The organism is Dyadobacter koreensis, assembly GCF_900108855.1.
Classification (GTDB): Bacteria; Bacteroidota; Bacteroidia; order Cytophagales; family Spirosomataceae; genus Dyadobacter; species Dyadobacter koreensis.
On record NZ_FNXY01000001.1, the window covers coordinates 381,488 to 407,748 of the forward strand.

The 26,261-nt window shown below is 40.9% G+C and carries 22 protein-coding genes and 1 pseudogene; 14 read left to right on the plus strand and 9 right to left on the minus strand.

Annotated features, from left to right (window positions below; all coding sequences use genetic code 11):
• Positions 1-883: 883 nt before the first annotated feature.
• Positions 884-1,435, minus strand: a complete 552-nt coding sequence (locus tag BMY70_RS01585) for a DUF7010 family protein (RefSeq protein WP_090331237.1) — start codon at positions 1,433-1,435, stop codon at positions 884-886.
• 1,199 nt (positions 1,436-2,634) lie between these two features.
• Here BMY70_RS01585 and BMY70_RS30605 point away from each other — a divergent pair.
• Positions 2,635-2,928, plus strand: coding sequence for a hypothetical protein (locus BMY70_RS30605; RefSeq protein ID WP_143072028.1), 294 nt, complete (start codon positions 2,635-2,637; stop codon positions 2,926-2,928).
• A 162-nt stretch (positions 2,929-3,090) separates the two neighbouring features.
• Here BMY70_RS30605 and BMY70_RS01590 read toward each other — a convergent pair whose 3' ends face one another.
• The 3 genes from BMY70_RS01590 to BMY70_RS31760 all read right to left on the minus strand — a co-directional run bounded on the left by BMY70_RS01590 (position 3,091) and on the right by BMY70_RS31760 (position 4,391).
• Entirely contained in the window at positions 3,091-3,495 is a 405-nt protein-coding gene (locus BMY70_RS01590; RefSeq protein WP_090331240.1) for a hypothetical protein, read from the minus strand.
• A gap of 129 nt (positions 3,496-3,624) precedes the next feature.
• Positions 3,625-3,993, minus strand: a complete 369-nt coding sequence (locus BMY70_RS01595) for an Rpn family recombination-promoting nuclease/putative transposase (RefSeq protein WP_090331243.1) — start codon at positions 3,991-3,993, stop codon at positions 3,625-3,627.
• Positions 3,994-4,220: 227 nt separating this feature from the next.
• Positions 4,221-4,391 carry a type II CBASS E2 protein gene (locus tag BMY70_RS31760; protein ID WP_510186014.1) on the minus strand — a complete coding sequence of 57 codons (171 nt, stop codon included), beginning with the start codon at positions 4,389-4,391 and terminating at the stop codon, positions 4,221-4,223.
• A 133-nt stretch (positions 4,392-4,524) separates the two neighbouring features.
• Here BMY70_RS31760 and BMY70_RS01600 point away from each other — a divergent pair, with 133 nt between their 5' ends.
• From BMY70_RS01600 to BMY70_RS31615, 3 genes and pseudogenes are all read left to right on the plus strand, one after another.
• Positions 4,525-5,343: an alpha/beta fold hydrolase gene (locus BMY70_RS01600; protein ID WP_090331245.1), complete on the plus strand. Its 819-nt coding sequence runs from the start codon at positions 4,525-4,527 to the stop codon at positions 5,341-5,343.
• Between the two features lie 141 nt (positions 5,344-5,484).
• Positions 5,485-6,327 (plus strand): arginase family protein, encoded by an 843-nt coding sequence (locus tag BMY70_RS01605; RefSeq protein WP_090331248.1) that lies wholly within the window; start codon positions 5,485-5,487, stop codon positions 6,325-6,327.
• A gap of 123 nt (positions 6,328-6,450) precedes the next feature.
• Positions 6,451-6,573: pseudogene (locus BMY70_RS31615) on the plus strand (transposase); the annotation flags it as partial.
• Positions 6,574-6,663: 90 nt separating this feature from the next.
• On the opposite strand, the gene BMY70_RS01615 reads toward BMY70_RS31615, so the two are convergent.
• Complete coding sequence (locus tag BMY70_RS01615; protein ID WP_090331254.1) at positions 6,664-7,794, minus strand: FAD-dependent oxidoreductase; 1,131 nt, start codon at positions 7,792-7,794, stop codon at positions 6,664-6,666.
• A 315-nt stretch (positions 7,795-8,109) separates the two neighbouring features.
• Between BMY70_RS01615 and BMY70_RS01620 the strand changes: the two genes are divergently transcribed.
• Positions 8,110-8,859 (plus strand): helix-turn-helix transcriptional regulator, encoded by a 750-nt coding sequence (locus tag BMY70_RS01620; protein ID WP_218148550.1) that lies wholly within the window; start codon positions 8,110-8,112, stop codon positions 8,857-8,859.
• Positions 8,860-9,285: 426 nt separating this feature from the next.
• Here BMY70_RS01620 and BMY70_RS01625 read toward each other — a convergent pair whose 3' ends face one another.
• From BMY70_RS01625 to BMY70_RS01635, 3 genes are all read right to left on the minus strand, one after another.
• Positions 9,286-10,014, minus strand: a complete 729-nt coding sequence (locus BMY70_RS01625) for an ankyrin repeat domain-containing protein (RefSeq protein WP_090331259.1) — start codon at positions 10,012-10,014, stop codon at positions 9,286-9,288.
• Between the two features lie 892 nt (positions 10,015-10,906).
• A complete protein-coding gene (locus tag BMY70_RS01630; protein WP_090331262.1) occupies positions 10,907-11,620 on the minus strand; it encodes an SOS response-associated peptidase in 714 nt (237 codons plus the stop codon).
• Between the two features lie 96 nt (positions 11,621-11,716).
• A complete protein-coding gene (locus tag BMY70_RS01635; RefSeq protein ID WP_090331265.1) occupies positions 11,717-14,671 on the minus strand; it encodes a helix-hairpin-helix domain-containing protein in 2,955 nt (984 codons plus the stop codon).
• A 94-nt stretch (positions 14,672-14,765) separates the two neighbouring features.
• Between BMY70_RS01635 and BMY70_RS01640 the strand changes: the two genes are divergently transcribed.
• The 7 genes from BMY70_RS01640 (at position 14,766) to BMY70_RS01675 (ending at position 23,439) form a co-directional block, all read left to right on the plus strand.
• Positions 14,766-15,569: an XRE family transcriptional regulator gene (locus tag BMY70_RS01640; protein WP_090331267.1), complete on the plus strand. Its 804-nt coding sequence runs from the start codon at positions 14,766-14,768 to the stop codon at positions 15,567-15,569.
• A gap of 12 nt (positions 15,570-15,581) precedes the next feature.
• Positions 15,582-15,839 (plus strand): hypothetical protein, encoded by a 258-nt coding sequence (locus BMY70_RS01645; protein WP_090331269.1) that lies wholly within the window; start codon positions 15,582-15,584, stop codon positions 15,837-15,839.
• 19 nt (positions 15,840-15,858) lie between these two features.
• The gene (locus BMY70_RS01650; protein ID WP_090331272.1) at positions 15,859-16,098 is read left to right on the plus strand and encodes a DUF6965 family protein; all 240 of its coding nucleotides are present in this window, start codon (positions 15,859-15,861) and stop codon (positions 16,096-16,098) included.
• A 29-nt stretch (positions 16,099-16,127) separates the two neighbouring features.
• Complete coding sequence (locus BMY70_RS01655) at positions 16,128-17,507, plus strand: exonuclease domain-containing protein (RefSeq protein WP_090331275.1); 1,380 nt, start codon at positions 16,128-16,130, stop codon at positions 17,505-17,507.
• A 695-nt stretch (positions 17,508-18,202) separates the two neighbouring features.
• Positions 18,203-20,164, plus strand: a complete 1,962-nt coding sequence (locus BMY70_RS01660; protein ID WP_177196927.1) for a tetratricopeptide repeat-containing sensor histidine kinase — start codon at positions 18,203-18,205, stop codon at positions 20,162-20,164.
• Positions 20,165-22,309: 2,145 nt separating this feature from the next.
• Positions 22,310-22,891 (plus strand): Crp/Fnr family transcriptional regulator, encoded by a 582-nt coding sequence (locus BMY70_RS01670; protein ID WP_090331283.1) that lies wholly within the window; start codon positions 22,310-22,312, stop codon positions 22,889-22,891.
• Between the two features lie 125 nt (positions 22,892-23,016).
• Positions 23,017-23,439, plus strand: a complete 423-nt coding sequence (locus tag BMY70_RS01675) for an ester cyclase (protein ID WP_177196928.1) — start codon at positions 23,017-23,019, stop codon at positions 23,437-23,439.
• Positions 23,440-23,769: 330 nt separating this feature from the next.
• Here BMY70_RS01675 and BMY70_RS01680 read toward each other — a convergent pair whose 3' ends face one another.
• Positions 23,770-24,387 carry a TetR/AcrR family transcriptional regulator gene (locus BMY70_RS01680; RefSeq protein WP_090331289.1) on the minus strand — a complete coding sequence of 206 codons (618 nt, stop codon included), beginning with the start codon at positions 24,385-24,387 and terminating at the stop codon, positions 23,770-23,772.
• Between the two features lie 659 nt (positions 24,388-25,046).
• Here BMY70_RS01680 and BMY70_RS01690 point away from each other — a divergent pair.
• Positions 25,047-25,481, plus strand: a complete 435-nt coding sequence (locus BMY70_RS01690) for a cupin domain-containing protein (RefSeq protein WP_177196929.1) — start codon at positions 25,047-25,049, stop codon at positions 25,479-25,481.
• A gap of 87 nt (positions 25,482-25,568) precedes the next feature.
• Positions 25,569-26,003 (plus strand): cupin domain-containing protein, encoded by a 435-nt coding sequence (locus tag BMY70_RS01695; protein WP_090331298.1) that lies wholly within the window; start codon positions 25,569-25,571, stop codon positions 26,001-26,003.
• Positions 26,004-26,261: the final 258 nt, after the last annotated feature.

The following is a 26,261-nucleotide window of genomic DNA, read 5'->3' on the forward strand; positions in this document are numbered from 1 at the left end:
AACAGATTTTTGATCATTGATTTTCGTTGACATAATGCTATGATTGATTAGTGTAATACTTTTTTGAGACTACTTTCCTTGTAGTATTCCAGACAACCCACTGAGCTCCACCGTGATTTTCAGACGATTGAGTTAACTTCTGTCATAGCTGCAATAGAAATCTATTACATAAATAACTGTTTCTGCCAGATTCGGCATTGTTGTCTGCAAGAAGTTTATCAATAAGGATTGCTATCGGCAGTCGATTTCACGTTGTGCAAATGCAGATCTGCTCCATCATCGCATCAAAGACACTCAATGGTTTTCCGAAACGTCAAATTGATACGTTCGGACACCGGGCCACGTGACTTTGCAATCTGATGTTCCCAATCCTTTTGCAGCCTGGCTTTCATCAGAAGCAATGACGCATGTTCGAACGAGTTGAGATCCCGCTGATAACAGTTGACTTTACTCTTTAAATTAAAAATCCTGATTTGCCCAAGGCCATAACAGCAGCAAATTTGAGATAGCGTTCAATTGATAACTGAGGGATTTTCGAATTTGACCAAAATCAGTCAATAATGAAAGTTTGAATTGATTAATTATATTTCAAGTGGATACTGCGTACCTATGAATGCCGGAATTTCCACTAAATGGAAAAGAGGCCATGAAAACCTTGATTGTGAGACAATGCTGACAATTTTTTGACTTTTTTCTTTAGCAAAGAGCGTTTTCGACTTGGAAAATTACGCCCTTACCGAAACCAAAGCTCACTTTTGTCAAGGCATGAAGATCTAATCCAGTCTTCTTTATTATTTCTTCATAAAATATATTAATAGGAATTTGCAATCTACTGCTTTAAAGTCCAGTCCGAAGATTGGCGACAATAATGCCGTAGGACATTTTAGTATTCAACCTTTCTGTTCATTAAAATTAGGATTGTCACTATATAAATTACAACAATCGCAAACGGTATCGCAACAAATCGGTGTTGTGGCAATAAATACCAAAGGGTAAGCACAACAATGGTTCTAGCAACTGCATGAAAAGCACCGACCCAATGCTCAATTATCCACGTGAGCGGTAACCACATCAATCCTGTTAAGATCCCTACAGTAAGGGGCAAGGAAGAATAATCAACTAAAAAAAAGGGAATAGCAATCGCATAAACCAAAATAGCCTGGCCCGCCGAAAAAAGGAACAATATGTCAAAGGTGTTTTTAGGTCTTGTTTTATCAAGGAAATTCTCTCCTGTGAATTTAGATACAAACATTCCCAGGTAAACAATACTTCCTGTTGCAAGAAATAATACCCAGACTTTGCCTGTGCTGGATAAAAAAATCCCTCCCACGCCAACTATAAACCAAGCGATCAATCCGGCTATTGGTGTGGCCAGTAGCTTCGCTCTTTTGAATTCCTCCTTTTGCTCCTCCAGAGTCCTGGTTAGTTGTGTCATTTGAAATTCCGTTCTAAATATTGGCCATCTTAATCGTTAATGATCTAAAATAGAACAAAATATATCGATATATATATAAGACATTTTTAAATTTATAGATTCTTTTTCGTCCCATAGCCTCTAAGGCGCAAACGCGCGTGTCCTATGCCAATGATTTTGGATATCTCGCTGTCATCTATTTGTATAGCATCAACACGGATCACTTTCTTTAAAGCAATTTCGCCAATATACTTGTATTGGTCGCCGGTAGGCAAATGGCATTTGCAATAATTAGCTGACACTTTTATACTCAGACCAATACCGCGTCGGTTCTCTAAAGAATCAGACTCCGCCAATGCTTAAAATACGTATAAGAGAGGTGCACGTAGCTCTGCATATATCAACTGCAGCTGTTATGCTGAATATTGTTTGCCTTTCTTTCATCTTGAAATTACAACAGTTAGGCAAACAGCCGCAGATTGACCATCAACAGACTATCACTGGATAAGAACCAAACAACTATCAATCAGTTATTTAAACTATCAATTCTAACCGTAAAACCTATCCTTAAGCCGAATTAGAGTGATCAGAGACTCTGAATTCCTTAACTAAAAGGTATTCCCAAATCTGCCCAATCTCACTTTCAGCAATACCGTAGACTCCCTGCGAAATTCAAGATAATTCGAAATGAAATGATGTCTTTCAGATTTCGCACAGCAGGAATACAAACTATTACGTAATCGGTAAATAAATATGAAATATCGCTCCTTGCCAAGTTTACTGCTAGCTGTAATATTACCACCGTGATTAGACACCACCTTTTCACAAATGGCAAGTCCTATGCCAGTACCTTATATTCGCTACGTCCATGAAGCCGCTGAAATACCTGGAATATCCGGTCCAAATGGACTTCAGCAAATCCCCTCCCGCTATCAGCTACACTGATCCGGTAGTATGACCTTGCTGTTCGAACCGGTCTGACGTGGACTGGCAGATCTTTATGTTAGACGATTTGCGAACTGATATGAACTGTATTCACCTCATTTATACTACCACTAATTTTCTGAATATCAATGCGTTGCTTATCAGGTTTTGAACGAGCTGTTCAATTTGAGTGGCGTTACCAGAAATGACTGGCAAACGATCAAAAATCACCACTGAATGAGTTTAGCGGATTACAAATTCCTGGTCAGATTGAATCAGTTCTATAATTTTTGGTAGTGAAACTTGCTCATTGGTTGCGGGTAAGGCCGCTAGCCGGGAAAAAGAAAGAAAATCATCAATTAATACGGACATTCGCTTTGCAGCCAATTGCATTCTTTCCAGGTAATCCATTGTTTTATCAGATGGAGATTCTAAACTGCCTTTCAATAAGCCTGGCGAATTCTTTTGAATGGGATAGCTTCTTTATTTATGATACAAATCATGCACGTGTTATCCCAGACATTCAACTAAATTCTATACTGGATCTTGGAACACTGGGAGATGGACTTCTATTTACGGCAGCAACATGATTTATTTAATTCAGATTCTGTACAGAAATCTCACTTGTTGAGATCCCTTTGGACTCGGGCGGCTTAATCCGGTATCACTTCCAGTATTTTACAAATGGTGTCCACGGAAAATCTGTCAAGAAGCATATTGCACATATTTCTCTGGAGAGATTTATCAAAACCTTATTTTTTAAGCTCCTTTTTAATACGTGTTACAAATTCAGGTGTCACTTCCAATAATTTACAAATGGTGTCCACCGAGAAACCCTCCAAAAGCATATTACGAGTAGTCTTAGCAAGGGTTTTACCTACTCCAATTTTTTCTCCCTTTTCAACAAAAATATCTAATGTACTCATAACAGTCTTCTTTAAATGTATCGGCAACGTTTCAATTGTCATTATAATTTGCTCTTCCTTAAATCCGCTACGTTCAAATATATAAACAATGAACCTACTTAGCAAGTTCTCCGGCACCTCTTGCCCCAAAGAAAGCAACCTCAACATGTTGGCTTCCAGCCATTCTTTGTCAAAAGTATGTTTCAATGCCAATAGTGAAGCAACAAGAAACTTATTATTTAAGGCCTCCACATGCTCATCAGATAAGGTTCCAAGATTATTGTAAACGAAGTCGAAGTTTGGAAGAAACTGCTTCCACTCAGGTTCTAAATTTTTGAACAGATCGCCAGGTGTATGATATTCCCATTTTTCCTTCCCATGTTACAATAGTACCGGGATAATTAATGAAAGGTGCTTTTCCTTAGCCTCAATTTGTTTTTGCAATCCTGAAAAAATGCAGCCACCTACCTGAACTGGAGTATACTTTTCTATGTAACTCTTGTGCTCGATCAAAAGTGATATTTTTATTTCTCCCTTCCCATCATTCCTTTGGCAGGAATACACAATGTCGGACATCGTCTTCTGCAATTCCGCAGATACATAAACGTCTGGCAGCTGCGTCAGTGTCGAAAAATCCAGCTGTCCGGCCACAAATGGTGGCAAATAGCTTTGAAAATATTCAATCGCTATGTTTCTGTCAGCCATAATAGCTCTTATGAAAGTGTCGTGTATAGAGGTGATTTTGCCCATGGAGCAAAGTTAATGGTTTTAAATAAAATCGTGGAGGCTAATAAAAGCTAGCTAGATTCTTTCCAGGCAGCCAATTTCTTGGCAAATTGACACCCTTTTTAACTCAATGCTGGTGCTAAGTGAGACCATACTATCCGCCCATATCGATCGTCAACATCTCTTTAACAACGGACATAAGCCAGAAATCTCCCTTCCTGGCTTACATAGGTGCAATTTAGACAATATCATTAATGAACTATCTCTGCGCCCTCCCACTTTCCAGTAAGGATCCAAAGCTCATAACACACCAACCACTCTGAAATCCATGGCATCGTATAGGTTGCTAACGAGGTACGATGTTTCCAACTTAGATCCGGAGCATCATGGAGACACAAAGTTCCATTACTATTCATGTGAATTGTATTCCTTCGGAAGCAATGTTAATTCAAGGCAGAACAGTGCTCCACCGAATGCTTACATTTAATTAACCTAGGTGCTTCCAGTTATCATTTTAATCGGAGTAGATTTGCAAAATGAACATAAAACGCTGAAATGAAAATTATAATAATGGCTCTGGCCAACCTCTTACTTATTACCTCCTGTAAAAATAAGAACGACGCAACACCAATATTTACAGAAACCAAGGTTAGCTTAACCACCCATAAACTGGCAACATTCTCGGCAACAAAGAGCACAAAATATTTGGTTGTTTTTGAATCCGGATTAGGCGACGATCATACGGTATGGAATAACAAAGCAGTTGCTTCACAAGTAAACAGTAACGTTGATGTACTCATGTACGACAGGGCTGGTTACGGTCAATCCGAAAATGGTCCCACGCCAAGAAATATCGACCGGTTACGAAGTGAACTGGAAAGCGTTATCGATAAATTTTCAAACGGAAGAAAAGTAATATTGATCGGGCACTCTTTGGGCGGAACGATCATAAGGGATTATGCAATTAAAAATCCGCTCAAAACGGCAGCTCTCTTATTTGTTGATCCCTCACATGAGTTTTATAATCATCCCACGCAGGCTGAGGAAGACATGCTATACGATGCTTCCAAAAATGCGAATGGCGCAAATTTCGGTGGGACACAGGAAGCCAGGGAATTTATAGAAGATTTACAATACACCAGCGCATTGCCCTCTTTGCCAAATGTCCCTGTAATTGTGTTGACTAGCATGCGAACGGATGCGACTCATTCATCATCAGTGATGCAAACCTGGTATAACGCTCACGAATTATTGAAAAACGGGGTATCTGATTTTACCCATATTGCCACCACAAACTCGGGACACTATATCATGATTGACGAACCAGCCTTGGTAATTGACAATTTCAAATTATTGATTTCAAAATTACCTTAAAGTGCATCCGAGCATCTTGCTGATCTTTCGAGAAATGAACACGAGGCAAAATAATGTACGCCTTAAAGTCAATGTCGGCATAGCCGGAAAATTCAACAGCAAGACGAACTTAACGCAAAGCCCTAATGTTCAGCAACCTAAATGACAAGCAATCGACCCATCCAGCCGCCCCTACTCCATTTCCCACAATGGCAAGGAAGCGGTCTAACCAACGAAGTCCAGATCGGAGTTCAGACACTTCGCGATTACTTTCATGAAACAACTGCCCTCTCCGTTCAACTTTCTTTCGGGCCGTTAACAAGGCTTCACAATATCATTGCCTACCAGCCACTGCTCACCCAGCTCCAAAATGCAAAGAACCTGCTTGAACAAAACCAGCCGGAAAAACTGGTTCTGATTGCAGGTGACTGTGCCGCGGAAGTCGCACCGGTTGACTATCTCAACAAGCTCTACGGAGAACAACTTACGATTGTTTGGCTCGATGCGCATGGAGATCTGAACACACCTGAAAGTTCAGAAAGCGGCCATTTCCATGGCATGCCGTTACGCCTTTTGCTGGATGGCGAATTTGGTGGAACAAACATGAAAGTATCCAGCCCTATTGAAAGCAGTCAGGTTCTTTTGGCTGGACTCCGCGATCTTGACACCCCGGAAAATACATTCATTTCAGAAAATTCAATACCCGTTTTTACGGATATAATTAACTGGAAACAGCAGCTGCTCGATAAACTATTGGAGCGGAATACAAAATACCTGTATATACATCTGGATCTGGACGTTCTTGACCCTGACATATTCCCAGCCGTGAAATGCCCAAGTCCAAATGGATTTAACCCAAAAACAGTTGCTAAATTTATCCAACAGGCTATCAATGATTACGATGTTATTGGCTTATCGCTAACGGAAACTATCGCTGAAACCCAGCAACAATTAGAACCGATTGAAGATATTTTAGGTGTTTACAAAAATTATCTTACTTCTTAGCAACGGATTAGCTGGCAAACTCCCAAATCTAATCCCATTAATTAAGAGGTGTAAACTTCCCTAAAAATAGGGCAGTGAAATTTTAGACAAACTTTCTAAATTTAAACTGTTAGGAAAGCGACAAAATTTACCAAAACACAGATTGTCAAGATCTTGAAAGATTTGAATACTGGCAAACCTGTGATGGAAATTGCCAGAAAACATGGGATATTAAAGGCTACACATTATAATTGGCGAAAAAAGTAGACCGGCGGGGGAGCTTCGGAACTGTCTGAATTGAAAGCTCTCAAGGAAGAAAATCGCCGGTTAAAGCTTTAAGAAATAAGTTGGATAGCATTACCTGATGAATCGTTCGTAGGTAAAGTCAGGGCGGCGAATTTCCAACTCATTTTCACTGGATGCTCGTTGTGCTTCGGATGCGTAGTCGAACATCCTTTGCTCGTAATTTTCAATAGCTGCTTGTGGAGTTTTATAATCTCTGCTTGTCAAGTTCTCCGCTAACACGCACGCATCTATCAGCCCAGTATTTACTCCCTTACCTGCAAAAGGCGGCATCAAATGGGCGGCGTCACCAATCAGGGTAATCGGCAGAGGTCGATTTGAATTCCAGGGTTTGTCTAACAGCAATTTCCGTGTCGGCAAACCTACAAAGAATGATGTGGCATTAAATAATTGATGATAACGTCGATCCCACCCCACGAATCTTGCAGAAAGATACATGCAGATCTGGTCTAGGTTTCTGAAATCCAGCCCATGACCATCTGTCCATTCATGTGGCGTTTGAAATGTGATGCCGTAAGCTAATGTCCCGCGGTTACTAGGGTTTGCTACTAGTAAATTACCTCTGTAAGAACTCATCAAGATATTACCGTCGCACAACTGATAAAAATCAGGGCAGCTCAGTTCAGCATCAGCCACTTCGCCTTGAATAATGTAGGTACCCGTCTCTTCCATCTGGGCATCTGCTACATAAGACCTCAGCTTAGACATTCCGCCATTAGCACCGATCACCATATCAGCCAACAGATCGGGTTGTCCTTCAAAATGCAGCAGCCATTTTCCTTCATACAAGTCAAGGCTGGTAAATTTTCGGCCCCAAAGTACTGTCTCACTGGTTAGACTTTCCATCAGTATTGTCCGTAAATCGTTTCTGCTAATTTCGGGATGATCGTGTTGATTCTCAGCGTTCAGGCGCTTAGAAAATAACACATTGCCATGCTGGTCAGCTAAGATCCTGCCCATAGGTTTTGCAAGGGCAAAATAGCGCTCTAGCAAACCTAACTTCATCAAGGCTTTCTGTCCTGACTCTTTATCCAAATCAAGCGTTCCGCCCCAAATTCTAGCTTGCGCATCTTTATCTCTTTCAACGACTGTTACGCGAATGCCTTTCTGCTGTAGTAAACCGGCCATCGTTAGGCCGACAGGTCCAGCGCCAATGACAACTACGTGTTTCTTTTCTAATAACATGATTGTCCATTAATTGATTGTGACACAAATTTAAGAGGTCTGATAAAGGTAAAATAGTTATCTTCGACTTAAAAATAGTCATAAAAGGCTTTTAGAATAGTGGAGAAACAATCAAGCGTACCGAAAGTGCTCATCGAGCTGTCTCAACAATTAGGGACGGAAGTAAAAAACTGGCGATTGGATATTCCCCAAAAATATGGAGATGGTTATTGCGCCGGATTTGTGTTTAATGAGTTTATCCGACTGATGATTTTCAACTATGAACTTCGGGAAGACCTTGTTATTGAGAATCCGCAAGTCCATACCACACAGAGGATGATCTTATTTAAATTTCAGAATGTCATCCCCCGAAAAAACATTTTCTCAACCGATAAAGCCATACCTTCTGTTTTAATTGTAACCAGTCGTGTGAATGCAAACCTAAATATTCCAATCCAACGCAACCGCTCAATGATTAATATTGAAGTTGATGCTATGTATTTGAAGACCTTACTGGACTTGTCTAAAAAATCCTCTGTCGTGCAGAGCCTTTTAGATAATGCACAGCCTCTGTTTTTTGAAGAGATGATATTTCCATCATTACAAGCCGTTGTTGACGAACTGGTAACAGAAACGGTAGATGAAACTTTCGCCCTATTCTTCAGGCGAATAAAGGCCGAAGAGCTGATTTGCCGCTTGTTAATGAACTTGGAAAAGCGAAGTGAAAGGCAACTATATGCCTTAAACGGCCACGATATACAGATGATTTACCATATAAAAGAACTGATGCTGCAAAAGCTGGAATCACCGCCGGTGATTAATGATTTGGCTATCAAGGCTTCCATGAGCCCAACCAAACTGAAAAGATTATTCAGACAAATATTCGGCAATAGTATTTTTAGCTACTACCAAACATTTCGAATGAATGAAGCCGTCCGTTTACTGAAAGCAGGAAAACTATCGGTTTCAGAAGTAGGATATCAATTGGGGTTTACCAATCTGAGCCACTTTACCAGAGTATTCGAAAATCATACTGGTTTTAAGCCGAAGAAATTTTCAGTTTTGCAAGTAAAAAACTTTTTATAAGCAGGGAGTGTAATCTGAAATCTGTCTGGCGATCTAAGTTAATCCAAATTTAATTTTTCTTTTCAATCTCAAATACGTTTTTGCTTGATACCGGGTTTGTCAAGTGTGGCCAAGGCAAAGAGCCGTTCAATCACCCTTGATAAATTCAAAAGCATGCTATTTGCACGTTTTATATTGGGCATCAAAATTAATGGTCCATTCGCATTCTGTGGCCATATTTGATGTGCAATTATTGTACGGTAAATGCCCAGTTTAGCAAAGGCGAGGTCACTTCTGAGTTCTATTCAGCAGCTCAACACATTAATCTCACTAGGCCATGTCATTAGCAAATGCACGGCACCGGCCCAGATCTGATCTTTGTAATCTTTCACTCTGCAGATTTAATCCGCTATTAATATCGCAAAACCCATGTTGGGAGTAGCTGATTTATTCTGGCAGGTATTCTCCAAATAATTTCCAATCCATACCGTCACCCCAGCGTTGTCCATGGTCACTTGTGTTTTCAGTTACATGTTTTTCACTAATTCGATAATTGCCATAAGCTAATAAAGATAATATGCTTCCAGGTCGCAAATGTTCGCTTGCCCAGCTTAAAGGTGAGTCTCCATTTGCATCTTTCGCTGTTTTATCGGCACCATGTTCTATCAAATAAGCAATCGTTCTTTCATCTGCATAGGCTGCGGCTCTGTGCAACGGCGTCTCTCCTTTTGTTCTCACATCACGCATAAAAGCTCCGGTTTCTAATCCTGCGATTGTTTTTGCATTTACATTTGCGCCTTTGTCCATAAGAAGCCTGACTGTATAGAAGTAATAAGGTCGCCCCGCTTTCGCTAAAGAATTGTGCAAGGGTGTTTCCTTAGTTTTATCAGTATGAGTATTCACCTGTGCCCCATGATTAATTAAAAAGTCGCAGACTTTCCAGTGTCCAAAAAAGGCTGCATTTCCTAATTCGCGGTCAACATTGATAGAATCAAGATTTCCACCGGCTTCCAATACCGCTTTCAACGCTGTGGTGTCATCGTAGTAAATAAGCCATTGCAAAATCTTTATTTGTCCCTCATTTAGTATATCTTCCCAGTTTGGTAGTTTGAGCAACTGGAAAATAAGGTCTGTGCGCCCTTTACTAATCAAATCTACAATTATTTCAGTCTGCATATTTCGATAATTTATTGTGGTTCAAGCCAATTACGCGCAACGCTTAAATATGTGAACGTTTTGTCGTGGTTTATGCATTGATTGGTATTTATTGGATGTTCTTGATTAGGCAGCGTCAATAAGTTTGATGTCTCAATTGTTCCAGGTAAATTTAAGCTGTCGAGCGCCTACAACCATTATATTGGCGATTTCTTTGTCCTTTCCCAGCTTGTAGAGCGTCTCTGCGTTTTTTTGCGTTATTGAAAGCACCCGGACTTAGCCATTTCTTTTTATCTCCCATAGTCCACACAATCCACTACAAATCAAAGACTTACCTTTACTTTTTCCTTACAATATCACTTGAAAATTCTGCCAATTAAGCAACGATGCTTGGATATTTTGCCCTTTGTGGTCGAAATATCGATGGCCGCTATGATCACCGGCAGCCACCCGAACATATGTTCGGCAGGATCTTAATTTGCCCATATAACCCTTTACTTTAACGATGGAACACAGGATTGGGTCTACAACAAAAAACAGTTTATTGAAGTATTCTTTGAGGCTAGACTGTAAGGTGAGTATCTGAAAGGAAGTTTTATAGAAAGTACAATATCTGCGAAAGAAACAACAAAAACAGATTTCAAAAGGTAAAATATTCAATGGAATAGAAAATCCATTTAATCTTTTTTTGATCTTCCAAACCGCTTTTACCTCGCAAAACAAACGGGATCCATGCGCTTTAAAGGAGAACAATGCCTCTTTATACCAAAAAACGCTGCTAAAAGTGCGTACAGCTATGATCAATTTTTACTTATCAACCCCGGCTGTGGTTTGCAGTTCATAAATAAAGCATTTAAAATCAAGTGCCATGTTTAAAACAAAAATATATGATTAAACAGGCCAAGTGCGCCTCTCACTCCAAATCAAACAACCACAAAACATCCGACTTCGGCTTTTGATACGGCTTGATCGCAGCAGGGACGTCCGTATTTAATTTAGCATTGTAAATTCCGTCGATAGTCCGATACGTCGTCAGCTTTTCGTCAGGATATTCAAATCTCATAAGATCCGTCATTTCCATCTGTGTCAGATCCGGGATCAGCCAGGCAAGCGCAGCGTCTCCCTCTAGAATTAGGGGCTGACGCTCTCCGTCATTATGCACTTTGGCCATCAACGGACTTGCGTCCGTCGTGATGATACTAACAGTGTTTGTCCCTTTCCAAGGCGAATAGATCCCTCCAAGCATGAACATACCACCTTCCTTCGGCTTGATATACCAAGATTCATAATCTTTCTGGCCTTCGGGATAATGCGGCTCGAAAAAGCCTGTACATAGTATGAGACATCGATTTTGCCAATAGTTTTTATACGACGATTTCGTAAACAATTCGTCGTTTCTTGCATTCAGCGTGTTCGCTTTCCATTCCTTCTCCTCTTTTACCCAGGTAGGGACCAGCCGCCATCGGTACATATCTATTGATTTGGGATCTTCTTTAGATATCACCGGAATAAACGGCTTTTCAAAGCCTACCATATCGTATTTTTTTTTGAACTGTTCCAGCTTTTTAATCGGAAGATTGAATTTTCTTAATTCCTGTTCGTCTTCGTTCGAGATATGGTAGCACATAGCGTAGTCGTTTTGAGAATATTTTTATAAGTATATAAAAAATTATTCCCGCGCACAACTGCATGACCATTAGAATTATATGTAGATAATCTACGCCTATTTTACGTGTTCAGTCGGAACTCTCGGATCGAGCTTGACCGGGATTTTTGCGCAGCGGCTTACAATTAAACTTGGGCATCCGTATTCCTGTACAACCTTTCCTTCGATCAGGTAGGCACCTTCTCCCTGAAATTTATAACCAACCATGGCATTTGGAAAATGGACGGTATCAAAAAAATCTCCGTTAATATCAAAGTAGTTTCCAAACATCATCCATTCGCGTTGTTTTGTCCTGACTGGCTTGTAGGTTACAAACTCGCCGACCATCCGCACGATTTCGCCCACATGGTTTGGCATATCCCGTGCCATAATCTGGCCGCGAAAATCTGTTTTTAACAGATCAAACCAGCTTCCGGATACGGGAAAACCAAGAAGCCGGATTTCGTCATAAAGATGTTCTATCAGTTCATATCCAAACTCCGGAAGTTCTGGTATGCTGATTGGCGTTTCGAAGAGTTGCGAAGGCAGGGCGACGTTTTCAAGCTCCTTGCAGATGTATAATGATTCCCATTGCATAGTTGTCTTCACTTTACCAGTAAACTGAAAAGCTCCCGCACGAATCAAAATTGCCATTTGAGTCTCGGATATACCTGTTCTCAAAATAAAATCTTTCAAATCTTTGTACTCGCCGCGCTGCGCGCGCTCCTGCATAAGCTTGGTGACGGTATTTTGTTCAAGGTCAAGAATGTAATCAAAACCCAAATACAATTCTTTTCCGTACAAAGTCGTGGTCCAATAACTTTTATTTACGCAGGGCAAATGAATCACTGCACCCGCCTTTCTCGCTTCGTTTATGTATGTTCTGCGGTCATAAAACCCGCCGTAATTATTCAAAACCGAAACCATAAACTCGATCGGAAAATAAGTCTTCAGATAAAGACTCTGAAAACTTTCCACGGCAAAACTGGCCGAATGCGCTTTACTGAAACTATATCCTGCGAAGCTTTCCATTTGCCGCCAGACTTCCTTTGCCGTTCCTTCCGGATATCCGAAGTTCTTACAGTTTTCAAAATATCGTCCTTCTATTTCCTTTAAATGCGCTGCGCTTCTGCTTTTCCCTGACATCATCCGGCGCAATACGTCCGCGTCGGCCAGATCCAGACCGCCAAAGTAGTGCCCTACTTTGATCACATCTTCCTGATATACCATTACACCGTAGGTTTCCTTCAATTGTTCTTCCATCACAGGGTGCAGGTAAACCGTTGTTTCCGGGTTTCGGTGCCTTTCGATAAACGCCTTCATCATGCCCGAACTTGCAACGCCTGGTCTGATCACTGAACTGGCAGCAACCAGCGTCAAATAATTGTCACACTCCAACTTTGTAATGAGCTGGCGCATCGCGGGAGATTCGATGTAAAAACAGCCAATGGTATTGGCTGATCTGATTTGCTCCCTGATTTTCGGATCTTCGAAAAACCGCCTGGGATTGGTGATATCCACCTTTTGTCCCTGATTCTCTTCGATTAACTGCACACAATCTTTGATGTGCCCAAGTCCGCGCTGCGACAGGATATCAAATTTTTCAAATTTGATATCTTCGGCAACGTACATATCAAACTGTGCCGTTGGAAGTCCTTTTGGCGGAAAATCCAGTGCAGTATAGTTAGTAATTGGATCCTCCGATATCAACACACCACAGGCGTGAATTGTCCGCTGATTGGGAAAATCAGAGACCAATCCATACAAACTTTGGATCAGTTGAACAGCTTCCTGAGAATTGTAAACCGATTTTGGATTCTTTATCAATTCATCAATTTCTGATTTCGGCAGTCCGTAAACTTTCCCCAATTCACGGATAATGCTTCGGTCTTTAAACGTACTCATGGCCCCCATGAGCGCAGTATGTTTGGTTTGATACCGGGTAAAAATGTAGTCGTAAATCTCGTCCCGGTCTTTCCATGAAAAATCGATATCAAAATCTGGTGGTGTGGCTCTCTTCGGGTTTAAAAACCGCTCAAAGTACAAATCGAGCTCAATCGGGCAGACGTCCGTAATGCCAAGGCAATATGCAACAATTGAATTTGCACCACTCCCCCGCCCCACATGGTGGAAATCCCGCGATACTGCGTATCGTATGATGTCATGCGTAATCAGGAAGTATGCACCAAAATTCAGCTCGTCAATGATCCGCAGCTCCTTTTCCACGCGCGCCTTCGCTTCCTTATTGTTTTTGCCATAACGGCGAACCATGCCTGATTTGGCCAGTTTTTCCAGTAAAAGTTTATCATCATATTTGTTTCCTGTGAAGTATTTTTTATTTCTGACAATCGTAAAATCAAAATTAAAACTGCAACTGGTAAGCAGCTTTTCGGTCGTCCGGATGATTTCTGGAAAATTCTGGTAGGTATCTAATAATTGGTCAATCGTCGGTACCGTCTCGTCAGGACTTGCTAGCATTTGCGGTGTCAGTTTTGAAAATATTAAATTGTGATCCACCGCCCTAAGTTGCTGATGCAGAATATAATCCTTCGGATTTTTTACCGTGACCGGCCAAAGTATTACATACTTTTCAAAATTGCTTTTTGGCTCCCTGATGATTTTGGGAATGTCAGAGGGCTTTATTCCGATGTATTCGTTTTCGCGTAGCTCTTTTACCCTCCTGGCTTTGTAAGGATAAATGACAAAAACCTGATTAAAAAACGGGGCAACATCAGGAAGCGGTTTCTTTTCCCGGTTCCCGTTGGTCATGTGTACGTTCAGCTCTCCGAAACCAACTTCATTCCGGGCAATCCCAATGTAAAGCAGCTTATCGCCGCTGCGGTATTCCATACCGACCAGCCCGTTCAAGCCAAATTCACGGCATTTCTGAATGAATGGAAAGACAGCCGATGAATTATTGATATCGGTTAAAACCGCAGTGGGGTGTCCTTTGCTGACAAGCAGCTTTGTCAGGTCTTCGACACTAATAGTGCCATACCGCAGACTGAAATAAGAGTTAACATTGAGAAGCATAATTTTAGAGCGTTAATGATTGGTTATCAATTTATTTTCCTACATTTGGTCTTATTGAGACCAAAGTCATGGTTCTAATGATACCAAAATAGAAATGGAAGCGCAAGAAATTTTTCTAAAAGAAAATTTAAAATTTCTTCGTCAGCGTAAAAAGCTGACACAGGAAGTTTTGGCAGAACTCCTTGATATGTCGCGCGTTAAGTTGAAAGCAATTGAGACTGGAACAACTCTGAACCCATCAATTCCTGATGTGATTCTGATTGCCCGTTATTTCAAACTTGCGACCGATACACTGCTGACAGTTAATCTTGCAAAACTCGGGGAGTTAAAACTCCGCGAGCTGGAATCCGGATCTGATGTATATCTGACTGGCAGAAATCTGCGGGTTCTGGCGATCACGCAGACCCAGGACAGTAAGGAAAATGTCGAATACGTTCCGATCAGAGCCAAAGCGGGCTACCGTGCCGGCCACGCCGACCCTGAGTACCTGGCTGCGTTGCCCAAGTTCAATATTCCCAACCTGCCATCTGGCCATACCTACCGGATGTTCCCTACGTCCGGAGATTCCATGCTTCCGATCCCGGAAGGCAGCGACATCCTTGCCCGGTACGTGCAAGATTGGCTAAGCTTGAAACCTGCTACGCTTTGTATTGTAATCCTGATTGGTGATCAGGAATTCGTATTCAAGCAGGTAACCGTTACCGATGAAGGTTTGCTGCTTCATTCACTGAACAAACTATACGAAGACTATCTGGTGGAGTTTTCCGACGTACTGGAGGTTTGGGAATATTACAGCTTTCACAGTAAAAACCTGCCTGACGAACTCACAGAGCTGACGCAGGTAATCCGTGAAATCAGAAAACTCGAAGACAAAATAACTTTGAAACCCGGCCTGTAAAAATCATACGTTATGATACAGTCAAAACCAAAACCCAAGAAAATTTACAAAGCCCAGGTGCATATCCTGCACAGCATGGTACACATGGCAAAAAACAAATTGAAATACGAAAAGTGGATGCAGCCACGCGATTTCGTAGAAGCTAATATATGGGCTTTCGAAAAAATGGAAGCTTCCATGAAACAGAACTACGGTTTGTTTTACGATCCCGTTTATTCCTGGGAAGCCGCAGAACTATTTTTCAAGGGATTGAACGACGGAGATATTTAAAACAAGAAAAGGAAATACAATGAACGCCACCGAAACCGAATTACAAGAACTGTTAACCTTTTTCAAGACTGCAAAACTTCCGCAGGTACCGTTTAAACTGAACAAATATATTACCGTCGTAAACGACGTGCAAAGATTTATTGATTCTGAGGCCCGCGCAATCAGGGATTACCGCGGATCAGAAATAGTACACGACTCGCTGCTGAAACATTTACGGGAGTTGAAGGGTATTGTGCAGGTGGATTTAGAGGCGAAGTAACATTTTAAGAAATACAAAACAGTAACCTGATGTTCTACGCGGTAGTTGACATAGAGACCACAGGAGGCTTTGCTTCGGGCAGCGGCATCACCGAGATTGCCATTCTGATCCATGATGGAAACGCTGTGATCGAGCATTATGAAACGCTAATTAATCCGCAGAAGCCGATTCCGCTGTCGATACAAGTGCTTACGGGCATCAATGATCAGATGGTGGAAGATGCTCCGCTTTTCAGCGAGGTCGCAGCCAAGATCCATCAGTTGCTATCAGGCTGTGTGTTTATAGCACACAATGTCAATTTCGACTATTCCTTTGTCAAGCACCATCTTTCGCTGGCAGGTTTTAGCTTTGATGCGCCAAGGCTGTGTACTGTACGCATGAGCCGCCAGATCAAGCCAGGTCTGAAATCTTACAGTCTGGGTAAACTTTGTGATGCGCTGGGCATCAAGATAGAAAACCGTCACCGTGCCGGCGGTGATGCCCAGGCTACAGCAATTCTTTTCTCCAGGCTTTTATCCTGGGACCTTGAAGGTCATATTCCAGCCATGCTAAAAAGGAACTCCAAAGATCAGCACCTGCCCCCCAACCTGGCCAGTGAAGATTTCTTAAAACTTCCTTCCTGCCCGGGTGTGTACTATTTCAAAGACAAGTTGGGAAAAGAGATTTATGTCGGCAAAGCGCTGAACCTAAAAAAAAGGGTGGCTTCTCATTTTACAGGCCACAGTCAGGGGCCGCAGCGACAGCATTTTCTGCGCGATATTTACTCGGTCGACTTTGAGCCATGCGGCACGGAGCTGATGGCTTTTCTTTTGGAAGCAGTTGAGATAAAAAAACTTTGGCCGAAATACAACCGTGCCATGAAAAGACCTGAGCCTCGTTTTGCGTTATATGCTTATGAAGACAGCGAAGGCTTTACGCGCCTTGCTCTTGGAAAATACAGCAAAACCCAGCAGGCAATTCAGTTTTTTGACAAAGAAGCGGACGGGATACGTATGCTTAGAAAACTTGTAATTGATTACAAGCTGAGCGCCCAGCGCTGCTCCTACGGCCGCTACCCGCTGTTTGCCGAAGGATCAGACCAGGTCCTTCTGCTCAGCAATAGCTGGCAAGCGCTCAGTTACCAGAACTACAACGACCTGGTTATAGAGGCACTGGATCATTACAATTCTAATCTTGCCAGTTTTGTGATCCTGGATCAGGGCCGCGTGCCTGGCGAACAAAGCTGCATTTATGTTAAAAAGGGAAGGCTGACTCGCATGGGATATATTCAGGACTGCTCTGATCTGACAGATATTTCCGAAGTACTGGAAACATTACCGCTTTACAACGCCAATCATTACATGAACCAGCTGGTAGTTCGGTATGCAGAAGCTCACCCTGGTAGAGTCAGGCTGATAATAGGTATTTAGCCGGAAACTCTTTATCCTATACTTGCAGTAACGAAGTATTTTTAGCCAGCCTGATTAAACCAAGCTGCCCGCCATCCTGTACGTACACTCGTGCGCAGTCTGCCCATAAACACGGATTACCGCAGCGGGTGAAAGCATCTGGATCATTGCAATGATCTCAGTATCCAAGTACAGCTGATAGTTTTAAGTTTGACTTTTTTAAACGGCAGTTTACCGCTATTTGCAATAACTAAGGAATCTGGATAAATGAAAACAGTTCTTTGACTATTAAAACGGCTAAAATCTCTATGAATAAGAGCAGTAATAGAGCAAATATTTTCTCCGGTAACAAAGCAGAGACTTAGGATGAAAAGATTCTATTATTTGAAATAGCAATATCCCGAGTATTCTATTTCTAACAATACTATCGAATGATTTGAAGTAATCCTTTATTTTCAAGTGATGACAAAACCGCACTAATCAATTTTTGTAGAACCGAAGTTGAAATTCTTGTATGTGATTACACTAGTGTAAATTAAAACATAACATTTTAAGTGAACGTACACTTCACATGTAATAAATTTTTCGGGGAAATTAAACAAACTATGAGCTTTGCTTAAGATTATTTTCCGCATAATGCGATATTTAGAAAATAATACACAACGTTAAAGTCAAGTATGCAGCTGACAGATATATACCCTCCCTATAAATTAAAAATGCAGGCTAAATCAAAAAGAAAGACACACCTGTTTCTATCAACTAAACTTTTATTCTCCTTCCTGTTTTTTTCAATTTCTGTGTACGGCCAGACCTTAACCGGATTGCGCAATAGTTTTGAAAGCTTCAACGCGTTGCCGACGGACTCTGTTCAGATTTCGGTCTGCAACCAACTAGCTGTCAGATATTTGTACAACAATCCGGACAGTTCCCTTTTTTTCGCCAAGATCGCCCTTCAGGCTGCAAAAAAACTACACCTCAACAGGGAAAGCGTAATTGCTTACAACCATATTGCTAGAACAAATTACGTCACCGGATCCTATTTCGAATCACTGTCCTACGCAGACTCGGCACAGACTATAAGCAAGAAATATGAATTTAAGCCGGACCTCGCCGTTGCAATCAATACAAGGGGATTGATCTATCTTGGCCAGGACAGGCTGAATGAATCAATCCCCGAATTTACAAAAGCCCTATTACTCAACCGGCAATTAAAAGACAGTGCTAAAATTGCCGCTAATTATTTCAACATTGGATTGGCCTATGATGAACTTCGCCAGTTGGACAGTGCCTTTTTGAATCTGAATAAAGCACTGCTTCTGGCAAAACAATGCCGAGACGGACACCTGCAGCAGATGTCGCTGAACCGCACCGGAGAGATTTATTATCATGCCAGAAATTATAAGCAGGCTTTGTCTTACTATCATTCCGCACTTGGCTTTGCAGACTATCAGGATGATTGGGAAAAGGGCTTTGCATATTCCGGTATTGCTCAGGCACTCTACGAATTGAAGAGCTATCAGCAGGGCCTTGAATATGCCACCAAGAGCTTTGTATTAATGAAAAAACTAAAGGCCGACTGGGATACCGAACGGGCGGCTAATATTCTTTCAAAATGTTATGCAGCATTAAAGAATTATCAAAAAGCATACGAATACCAGACTATTGCCCGCACTTATGGCGATCGTATTCTAAACGAAAAAAAAGAAAAGGAAATCAACTATCTGCACTTACAGGATAAAAAAGCCGAGAATGCAGATTTGATCCGTGAAAATGAAAAAAGCAAACAGGTGATCAGGAACAATCGCATTGTAATCTCGCTTACAGTCCTATTCTCCTTGCTGCTTGTTTCGGTTCTGTTCTTTCTTCGGCGAAATATAATTCGAAAAAATGTACTGAACAAGGAGCTGAATAATCGAAATGATGAAATTCGAATACAAAAAGAAGAAATTCAAATGCAGCGCGAAGAACTATTATCGCTTAATAAAACAAAAGACCGTATATTATCTGTCATTGGCCATGACCTGCGTAGTCCATTTGCGTCGGTCCGGCAAGCCATAGAACTGATCAGAAGTGGCGATCTGAGTGAAGAGGTTCAGAAAGTAATATTTGAAGATTTCCAACGGCAGATCGTCTTGGTCTCTGAGCTGATCGATAATCTGTTGCGCTGGGCAAGCAGCCAGCAGAACGGTGCTAAATTAACGCTTGAAAAGATTTGTCTGACAAAAACGACTGAGAAAATACTCGCGCTCTACAAGCCTGCTTTTAATCAAAAAAGGCTGACAGTAATACATCATAACCAGGAAAACATCAGCATTAAAGCTGACAATAATCATGTTAGAATTATTCTCCAGAACATTATCAGCAATGCCATCAAATTTACGCCTCAGAATGGCACGATCACGGTATTCTATACACGCGAAAATGATTTGGCTTCCATACATATCAGAGATAACGGAACCGGTATGTCGGAGAAAAAATTAGGAGCGCTCTTTAAGTCTTCCGGGGCAGCTATTACCGAACGCGGCACAGACATGGAACCAGGAACCGGACTTGGCTTGCTACTGATCAAACAATTCGTCAAAGAAAATCAAGGTCATATCGAAGTAAAAAGCGAGAAAGACAAAGGATCTGAGTTTATTGTATATTTCAAGTTGAGCTCGCTTACTGCCAACTTGTAAGATCAAATGTATTAAGATGGTATATACAAAATTTATCCAAGCGATTAATGGGAGGCGCTAACCTAAAAAAACCGCAGCAACCTTTACTGAAATGAGCGTTAACAATTTTAAAATCCTCGAAACGGTGCACTTCGCTAACAAGTAGACTCGTACGAACAAAACGTGTTACAGGCAGTGATAAAACTTGTTGATTTTTGATTAAAGCAGAACGAAGATCAAATAGAATCTGACCGAAGAACTTTAGTTTTCAATCGTTTGGTGTTTTCAGATTTAAAGCTCTTCTCGGCCTAATCTAAAGCTTTTCATTACTGCTTTGGCCGGATACAGAAAACCGTTTTGGAAATGATGGACTTGCCTGCGCCACAATCGTATTAGATATTTGAAAAAACTCCGTTTTTTTGCCTAACTAAATTGTACATTCATGATGCAATAATTGCCTTCCAGATCTTAAAGCATTCCTATCGTCAATATGGGATACGCTTAGGCTGAAACAAATAAGGGCGGACTAAAAAAGTCCGACCTTAAAAAATCTCCACACGGTGAATCGGTTTGCACGTATTAACGCGGCCCCTTGTGAGAAACAGCCTTAACACGTGTAAAACGAAAAATGCCGCTATGATGCTGGCAGGTAAAAGGATCCGAAAATTTGATAAGAGATTAAAGAAACAAATCAAACGGTTTGGTGCTGATATGAGATCGACAGGAATGACCGAATATGAATGGAACAGACTAAATGGTATTGGCGATTACTGTAAAACGGTACGAGAAGAAATTTTTGAACTTTTATACCTTCCTTAAAAAGAGGCTCCGTTCTCTTTTTATTCAATATGGCGACGAAAAGTAAGTTGACCGGATCTAAATTTGGATAATAGACAGTCAAAATGAAATGAGCTTTTCCTTAGTAGCTGCTGGACTTATGGCTTCAAATACTAGCGGCCTTGGCCTCTGGCGGTTAAAGAGAAACCGTCAGTCGCATACCCGTCAGGTTGGTTGACAAGGATAGTCTATTTTTTATCGACCTCAGAAGCGGTCGTTGGCCGTATCGTTCACACAGCATACAAGTATTACCGTTTACCCTCGAACGAAAGTTGCGAGGGTACGTTGCGCCAGAAGCAAATTTCTAAACTAACACGTGACAGAGCCGATAGCACTAGTGTGGTGCTATTAGAAATTTAGATATTTTGAAAAAATTAATGAACAGTTTGAAAGGTTTTGAAGATGCTATAGGGATTGAAATGGAATTTTTTGAATTTAGTTATCTGACAGTGAGTTCAACAACGGAGTAAAGAAACATGGGGTTTCTTTACTCACCGTAGTCTACATGAGAAAAATGAAATAGTAGGCCAAAATAGTGAGTTCACTTGGCAAATAAATCTTAGTAAATTATATTTAAATTTTAACGAGTTTATTTAATAATTATGCTAATTGGCTATGCCCGGGTCTCAACCTTTGATCAGAAGCTGAATGCCCAGGAAGATCTGCTCCGGGCGGCAAGCTGAGAAAACATAATAACCGAAAAAGTGTGCGGGACGATTTGATGGAGTCAGGCGTATTCTACACTACGCTTCACTCAAAATCATAGACACAATAATATCTGTTTCAAGCTAAGTATCCATTGTTCCCATTTAAAAATAAATCAATCAGAAATTTCCCTGTTTTAACTCGAAAAGATGACAGAAGTTTTAATTTATTCTATTTATTTTTTATGCGCCCGGTATGCATTTGCAAAGGCTAAGCAAGAAATTTACTTAACAGTTTACCCATATACGTCGAAGGGTCAAAAGTTTAGTTAGTAGGTATAAATGCGTTGACAACAGACCGCAGGGATTTGCCTTCCTAGAATCCCAGTATCTGAAGACATGTTCAGTTCCAGCCAACTCAAAAAACTCCTTCGGTATGATCCGTACCAAAGTCGGCCACACTTTTGGAACCAAGGGCTTGTGGGCACCACAAATATTTAAACATAACGGCATTTATTATATAAGCTTTTCGGCCGCTGAATAAACCATAATTGCTGAGTCAAAATTGTCATTCGGCCGTAAATACTAAAAAAGTAGGACTCATATCGCTTGGATTATATCGGTATCAGTAAAATTATCTTGCCCTGATCATGCATGACTTTGGCTTTAAATCATAAATATATTAATGGATAATTCGCTATTAATCAGCAAATTACTAGAAATACAAAACTTTTCAGAACCGGATCTTCATAAACTAGTGCCGTACTTTGAAGAAAGAATTGTTAAAAAGAATGAGTTTGTATTTCAGGCAGGCGATGTAGTAAAAGATACTTTTTTTGTTCAAAAAGGAATACTCCGCCAGTATTTTGTTACACCAGAAAATAAAGAGCGGACGGTATACTTCGTCCAAGAGGGTAGTTTCGCTGGGGAAGTTATGAGTTTTCTTCATCAAATTCCGTCTGAATTTTACTTTCAAGCCCTAGAAGATTCTATTATATTTTCTTTGAACCGCAAAAGATGGGAATTTGCTTATACGACGATTCCAGCATTGGCCCTACATCAGTTAAAGTTGCATGCCCGGTTCATTTTTGATTTAAAACAGGAAATCGCAAATACCGGCAAAGAGACGCCGGATGAAAGGTACAAAAGGTTACTAAAGGAATACCCAGCTTTGTTTCAAAGAATTCCACTTTTTCACATCGCAACCTATCTGGGAATTACCCCTGAAACGCTCAGCCGAATCAGAAAAAGAAATATGAACTGTTAAATATTTATTGATTTGGATCAAGTAATGTTGCTGTAACTATTTGTTTCTTTACAGCCTAAACATTTTGTAATCTTGCTATCGAATATTTAACCCTTATACATAACTTAAAGTAGCACTCCATGACCTTGGAAGAGAATAAAGAATTTATGACTTTCTTTATAGAAGAAGTAATAAATAGAAAAAATCTTGATGCAGCCAATGATCTTGTTTGGGAAGATTTCATCGAACATCTTCCGTTTCCAGGGCAAGGACCTGGTAGAGACGGATTAAAGTTTGCACTAAATTCAATGTTTACCGGATTTCCTGATATGCATTGGATAATAAATGAACAAATCGCAGAAGGTTCAAAGGTTGTAACCAGATTTACCTGGACAGGAACGCATCAAGGAGAATTTATGGGCATCCCACCAACAAACAAGCAAGTTGAAGTTTGGGGTATAGTAATCGATGTAGTCAGCAATAATTTGTTTTCAGAAAGCAGAATTATTATGGATACCGTCGGATTATTACAACAGTTGGGCGTGATAACAGGACCAACAGAGGCGTAGTTGCTTTCATTGAACTCCATGGATGCAAATGGATTCAAGAATATTCTGTTTTTTCAATCCACAATTTTTTAATCTTAGAATGTAAAATTGTTGCCGGTAGACCAGAATAAAAAGCCCTTCCCCTATTAACCTGGGAAATAAGCCAAACATCGAGCGGTCCCGGCAACAGGATGATGCGTTTGTGAATATTGTGGATTACAACCGTTTTTTTTTAATAGCTATCTCTTTTGGTGAGACAAAATAAGGTCGAGTTTTTCCAGTTTTGTGATCTCTCAGACTAATGGCTATTTTATAGATTTTTGTCAAGAGTGCCATGCTCGGCAAAAGCTATTAGTCAACTGTATCATCCAGCCCCATTCCCTTGACAATCATTTCCAGTGCCCAAGCAAGCAGCCGGTCTGACTGTTCGCTGCTCAAACCATTAACATCTTTATTGGCAATCATTGGCTCAATGCCTGAAAGCACCGTGACGATGTGTTTTAATCTAGCAATATTTTCTTTCCCTATTTTTTTTTCATAAGGCTCTAAAACCACTTCCAAAGTAGCAGGCCTTCTTGCACCTCTAAGTGGACCAGACTTGGGTTCTTTAAGCGATTCAGACAAAACAATACTCATATACCTGCGGTAAGAATTTTCATGGAGCTGAGCCAGGTGGTTATAATATCTCTGTACAAAAGTGAGCGTTTCTAAAAGGCTTAGTTCTTTTACTTCTTCAATAAAATCCGCTGGCTGTTTCACTCGAAACGAAAGCGTAGCTTCTGTGTAAAGAAGATCAATATTCGAATAGTAGCGGTAAATCGTTGCCCGGGAAATGCCCATATGCCTGGCAACATCTTCTAACGAAAAAGTGGGGTTGGTTTCTAAAAGCTCCTGGGCAGCTTTCAGGATTCCATTCCGGGTTTCCCTCTTTTGTTTGATACGGCCAGAATCAATCTGTTTTTTTTTCATGAGACAAATTTCTCATAAAATTTGGAGATATCAAATCAATAGATTTATATTTGTGAGACAACAATCTCATAAAATCTGCCTGACATGAAAAAGGAATTGATCTGCCTGGGTCACAACATTAAACCACTAAATCCGTCGGGAGATTTCGGCATGGTGGAAAAGACCACCTATCACAACGTACCGGGTCCCCCGCCCCATTGTAACACGGGTCATTAAGAATCTTTTTATGCATTGGACTACGGTTTGGAATTTTCAGTAAACAGTCAAGTCTTTGCCGCATAAAAAGGAGATATATTGAACTTCCGCCAGATACGGAACACATACTTAAAACGAATGGGGATGAAATCTGCAGATGGTTGAACATTCGCGGGCCCAAAGGCTTTTTCCTTTTTACCAAATTTGGTGCCAATGCAAGTCAGCAGAATGCTGTCCAAAAAATCATTTGACCGAGCCATTTTCTCTGCGGTTATCAATCAGGCATCCAACTGTGACATGCATTTGGTAAGATCTAACCTCCTATTGCCTGTAATATGAGCAGCACATCTGAAACGCTGCGACGGATACGGAAAAGAAATTTGCATTTGTAAAATTTCTTGATTTGAATCAATTTATTTCCATTCGCTTGTGCCTTGTTTTGTATGTCTAAAAAAACATATGTGATGAAAACCTCCGAAATAATAAATCTGGGCATCGGACTAGAAATTCATTTTTGTCTGGATGCTGCCGATACCAATGCGCAGTTCACCATGTTTAAAGTGGTAATCCATCCAAACGCAAAAGTGCCGGCTGCCCATTACCATGAAAATTTTGACGAGACGATTTACGGACTGAAAGGGTCGCTTACACTGATTGTTGATGATCAAATTATCACCCTTGGCCCGGGCGACTATCAATTTATTAACAGAGGTAGCGTTCACAACCTGATAAATCAGACAGACGAAATCGTTGAAATTCTTGCTTTTGCCAATCCAGGCATTTTCACAGCCAATTACTTTAAGGATCTTTTAGGAGTTCTGAAAGTCGGCGGGCCGCCAGACAAGGCTAAACTTAACAGCATAATGCTGCAATACGGGCTTATTCCCGTTTCCAGCTAAATCCCATAATTTTTTAAACTTCTCTACCTACCGTTAAAAACGGTTTAGAATCTGCTATATCCAAACCTTACAAAACACATATCCTTTATGAAAAACGAACTGATCTGTCTTGGCCACAAAATGACTGTGCTGAATCCTTCGGGTAACTATGACATGATTGAAGGAACTACATTACCCGGAGTGCCCGGCCCCCCCGCACATTACCATGCGACCTACAGTGAGACCTTTTATGTTCTGGAAGGCCGCATGGAATTTCTGGTGAACGGCTCAGCGGTCGTGCTCGAATCCGGAGGCTCTATTGATTTTGCACCACATACGGCCCATACCTTTCAAAACCTGGGCGACACGCCCTGCCGATGGCTGAATATCCATAGCCCGAAGGGGTTTCTTTCCTTTTTTCAGCAGTTCGGCATTTCATCTGATCTTGAAAATGCTTTCGAAAAATCCGTCGGACAAAACATCATTGAGGATGTGCTGAAAAAAGCAGAAAGCTTCGATATGCATCTGGTTCAGCCACATTAGACCGATTTCATAAGCCGCAACAATGGTATCTCTGGCTAGTGAAAGTTTAAATGAAGATGCTCTATAACCCAGCGTTTCAAACATGGTGATTTTTTAAAGCTATCTATTTTTAAGATAGCTTTCTTTAATAACAGAAAACCGACAAAAACCCTATAAAAAGCGATGTCGCCAATATTTCCCGAGCGAATTCAGACTATAAGGGGCTGATAAACTCGTCTAAATCATTTTATAACCCTTGCTAAATGCTTACGGATCTTT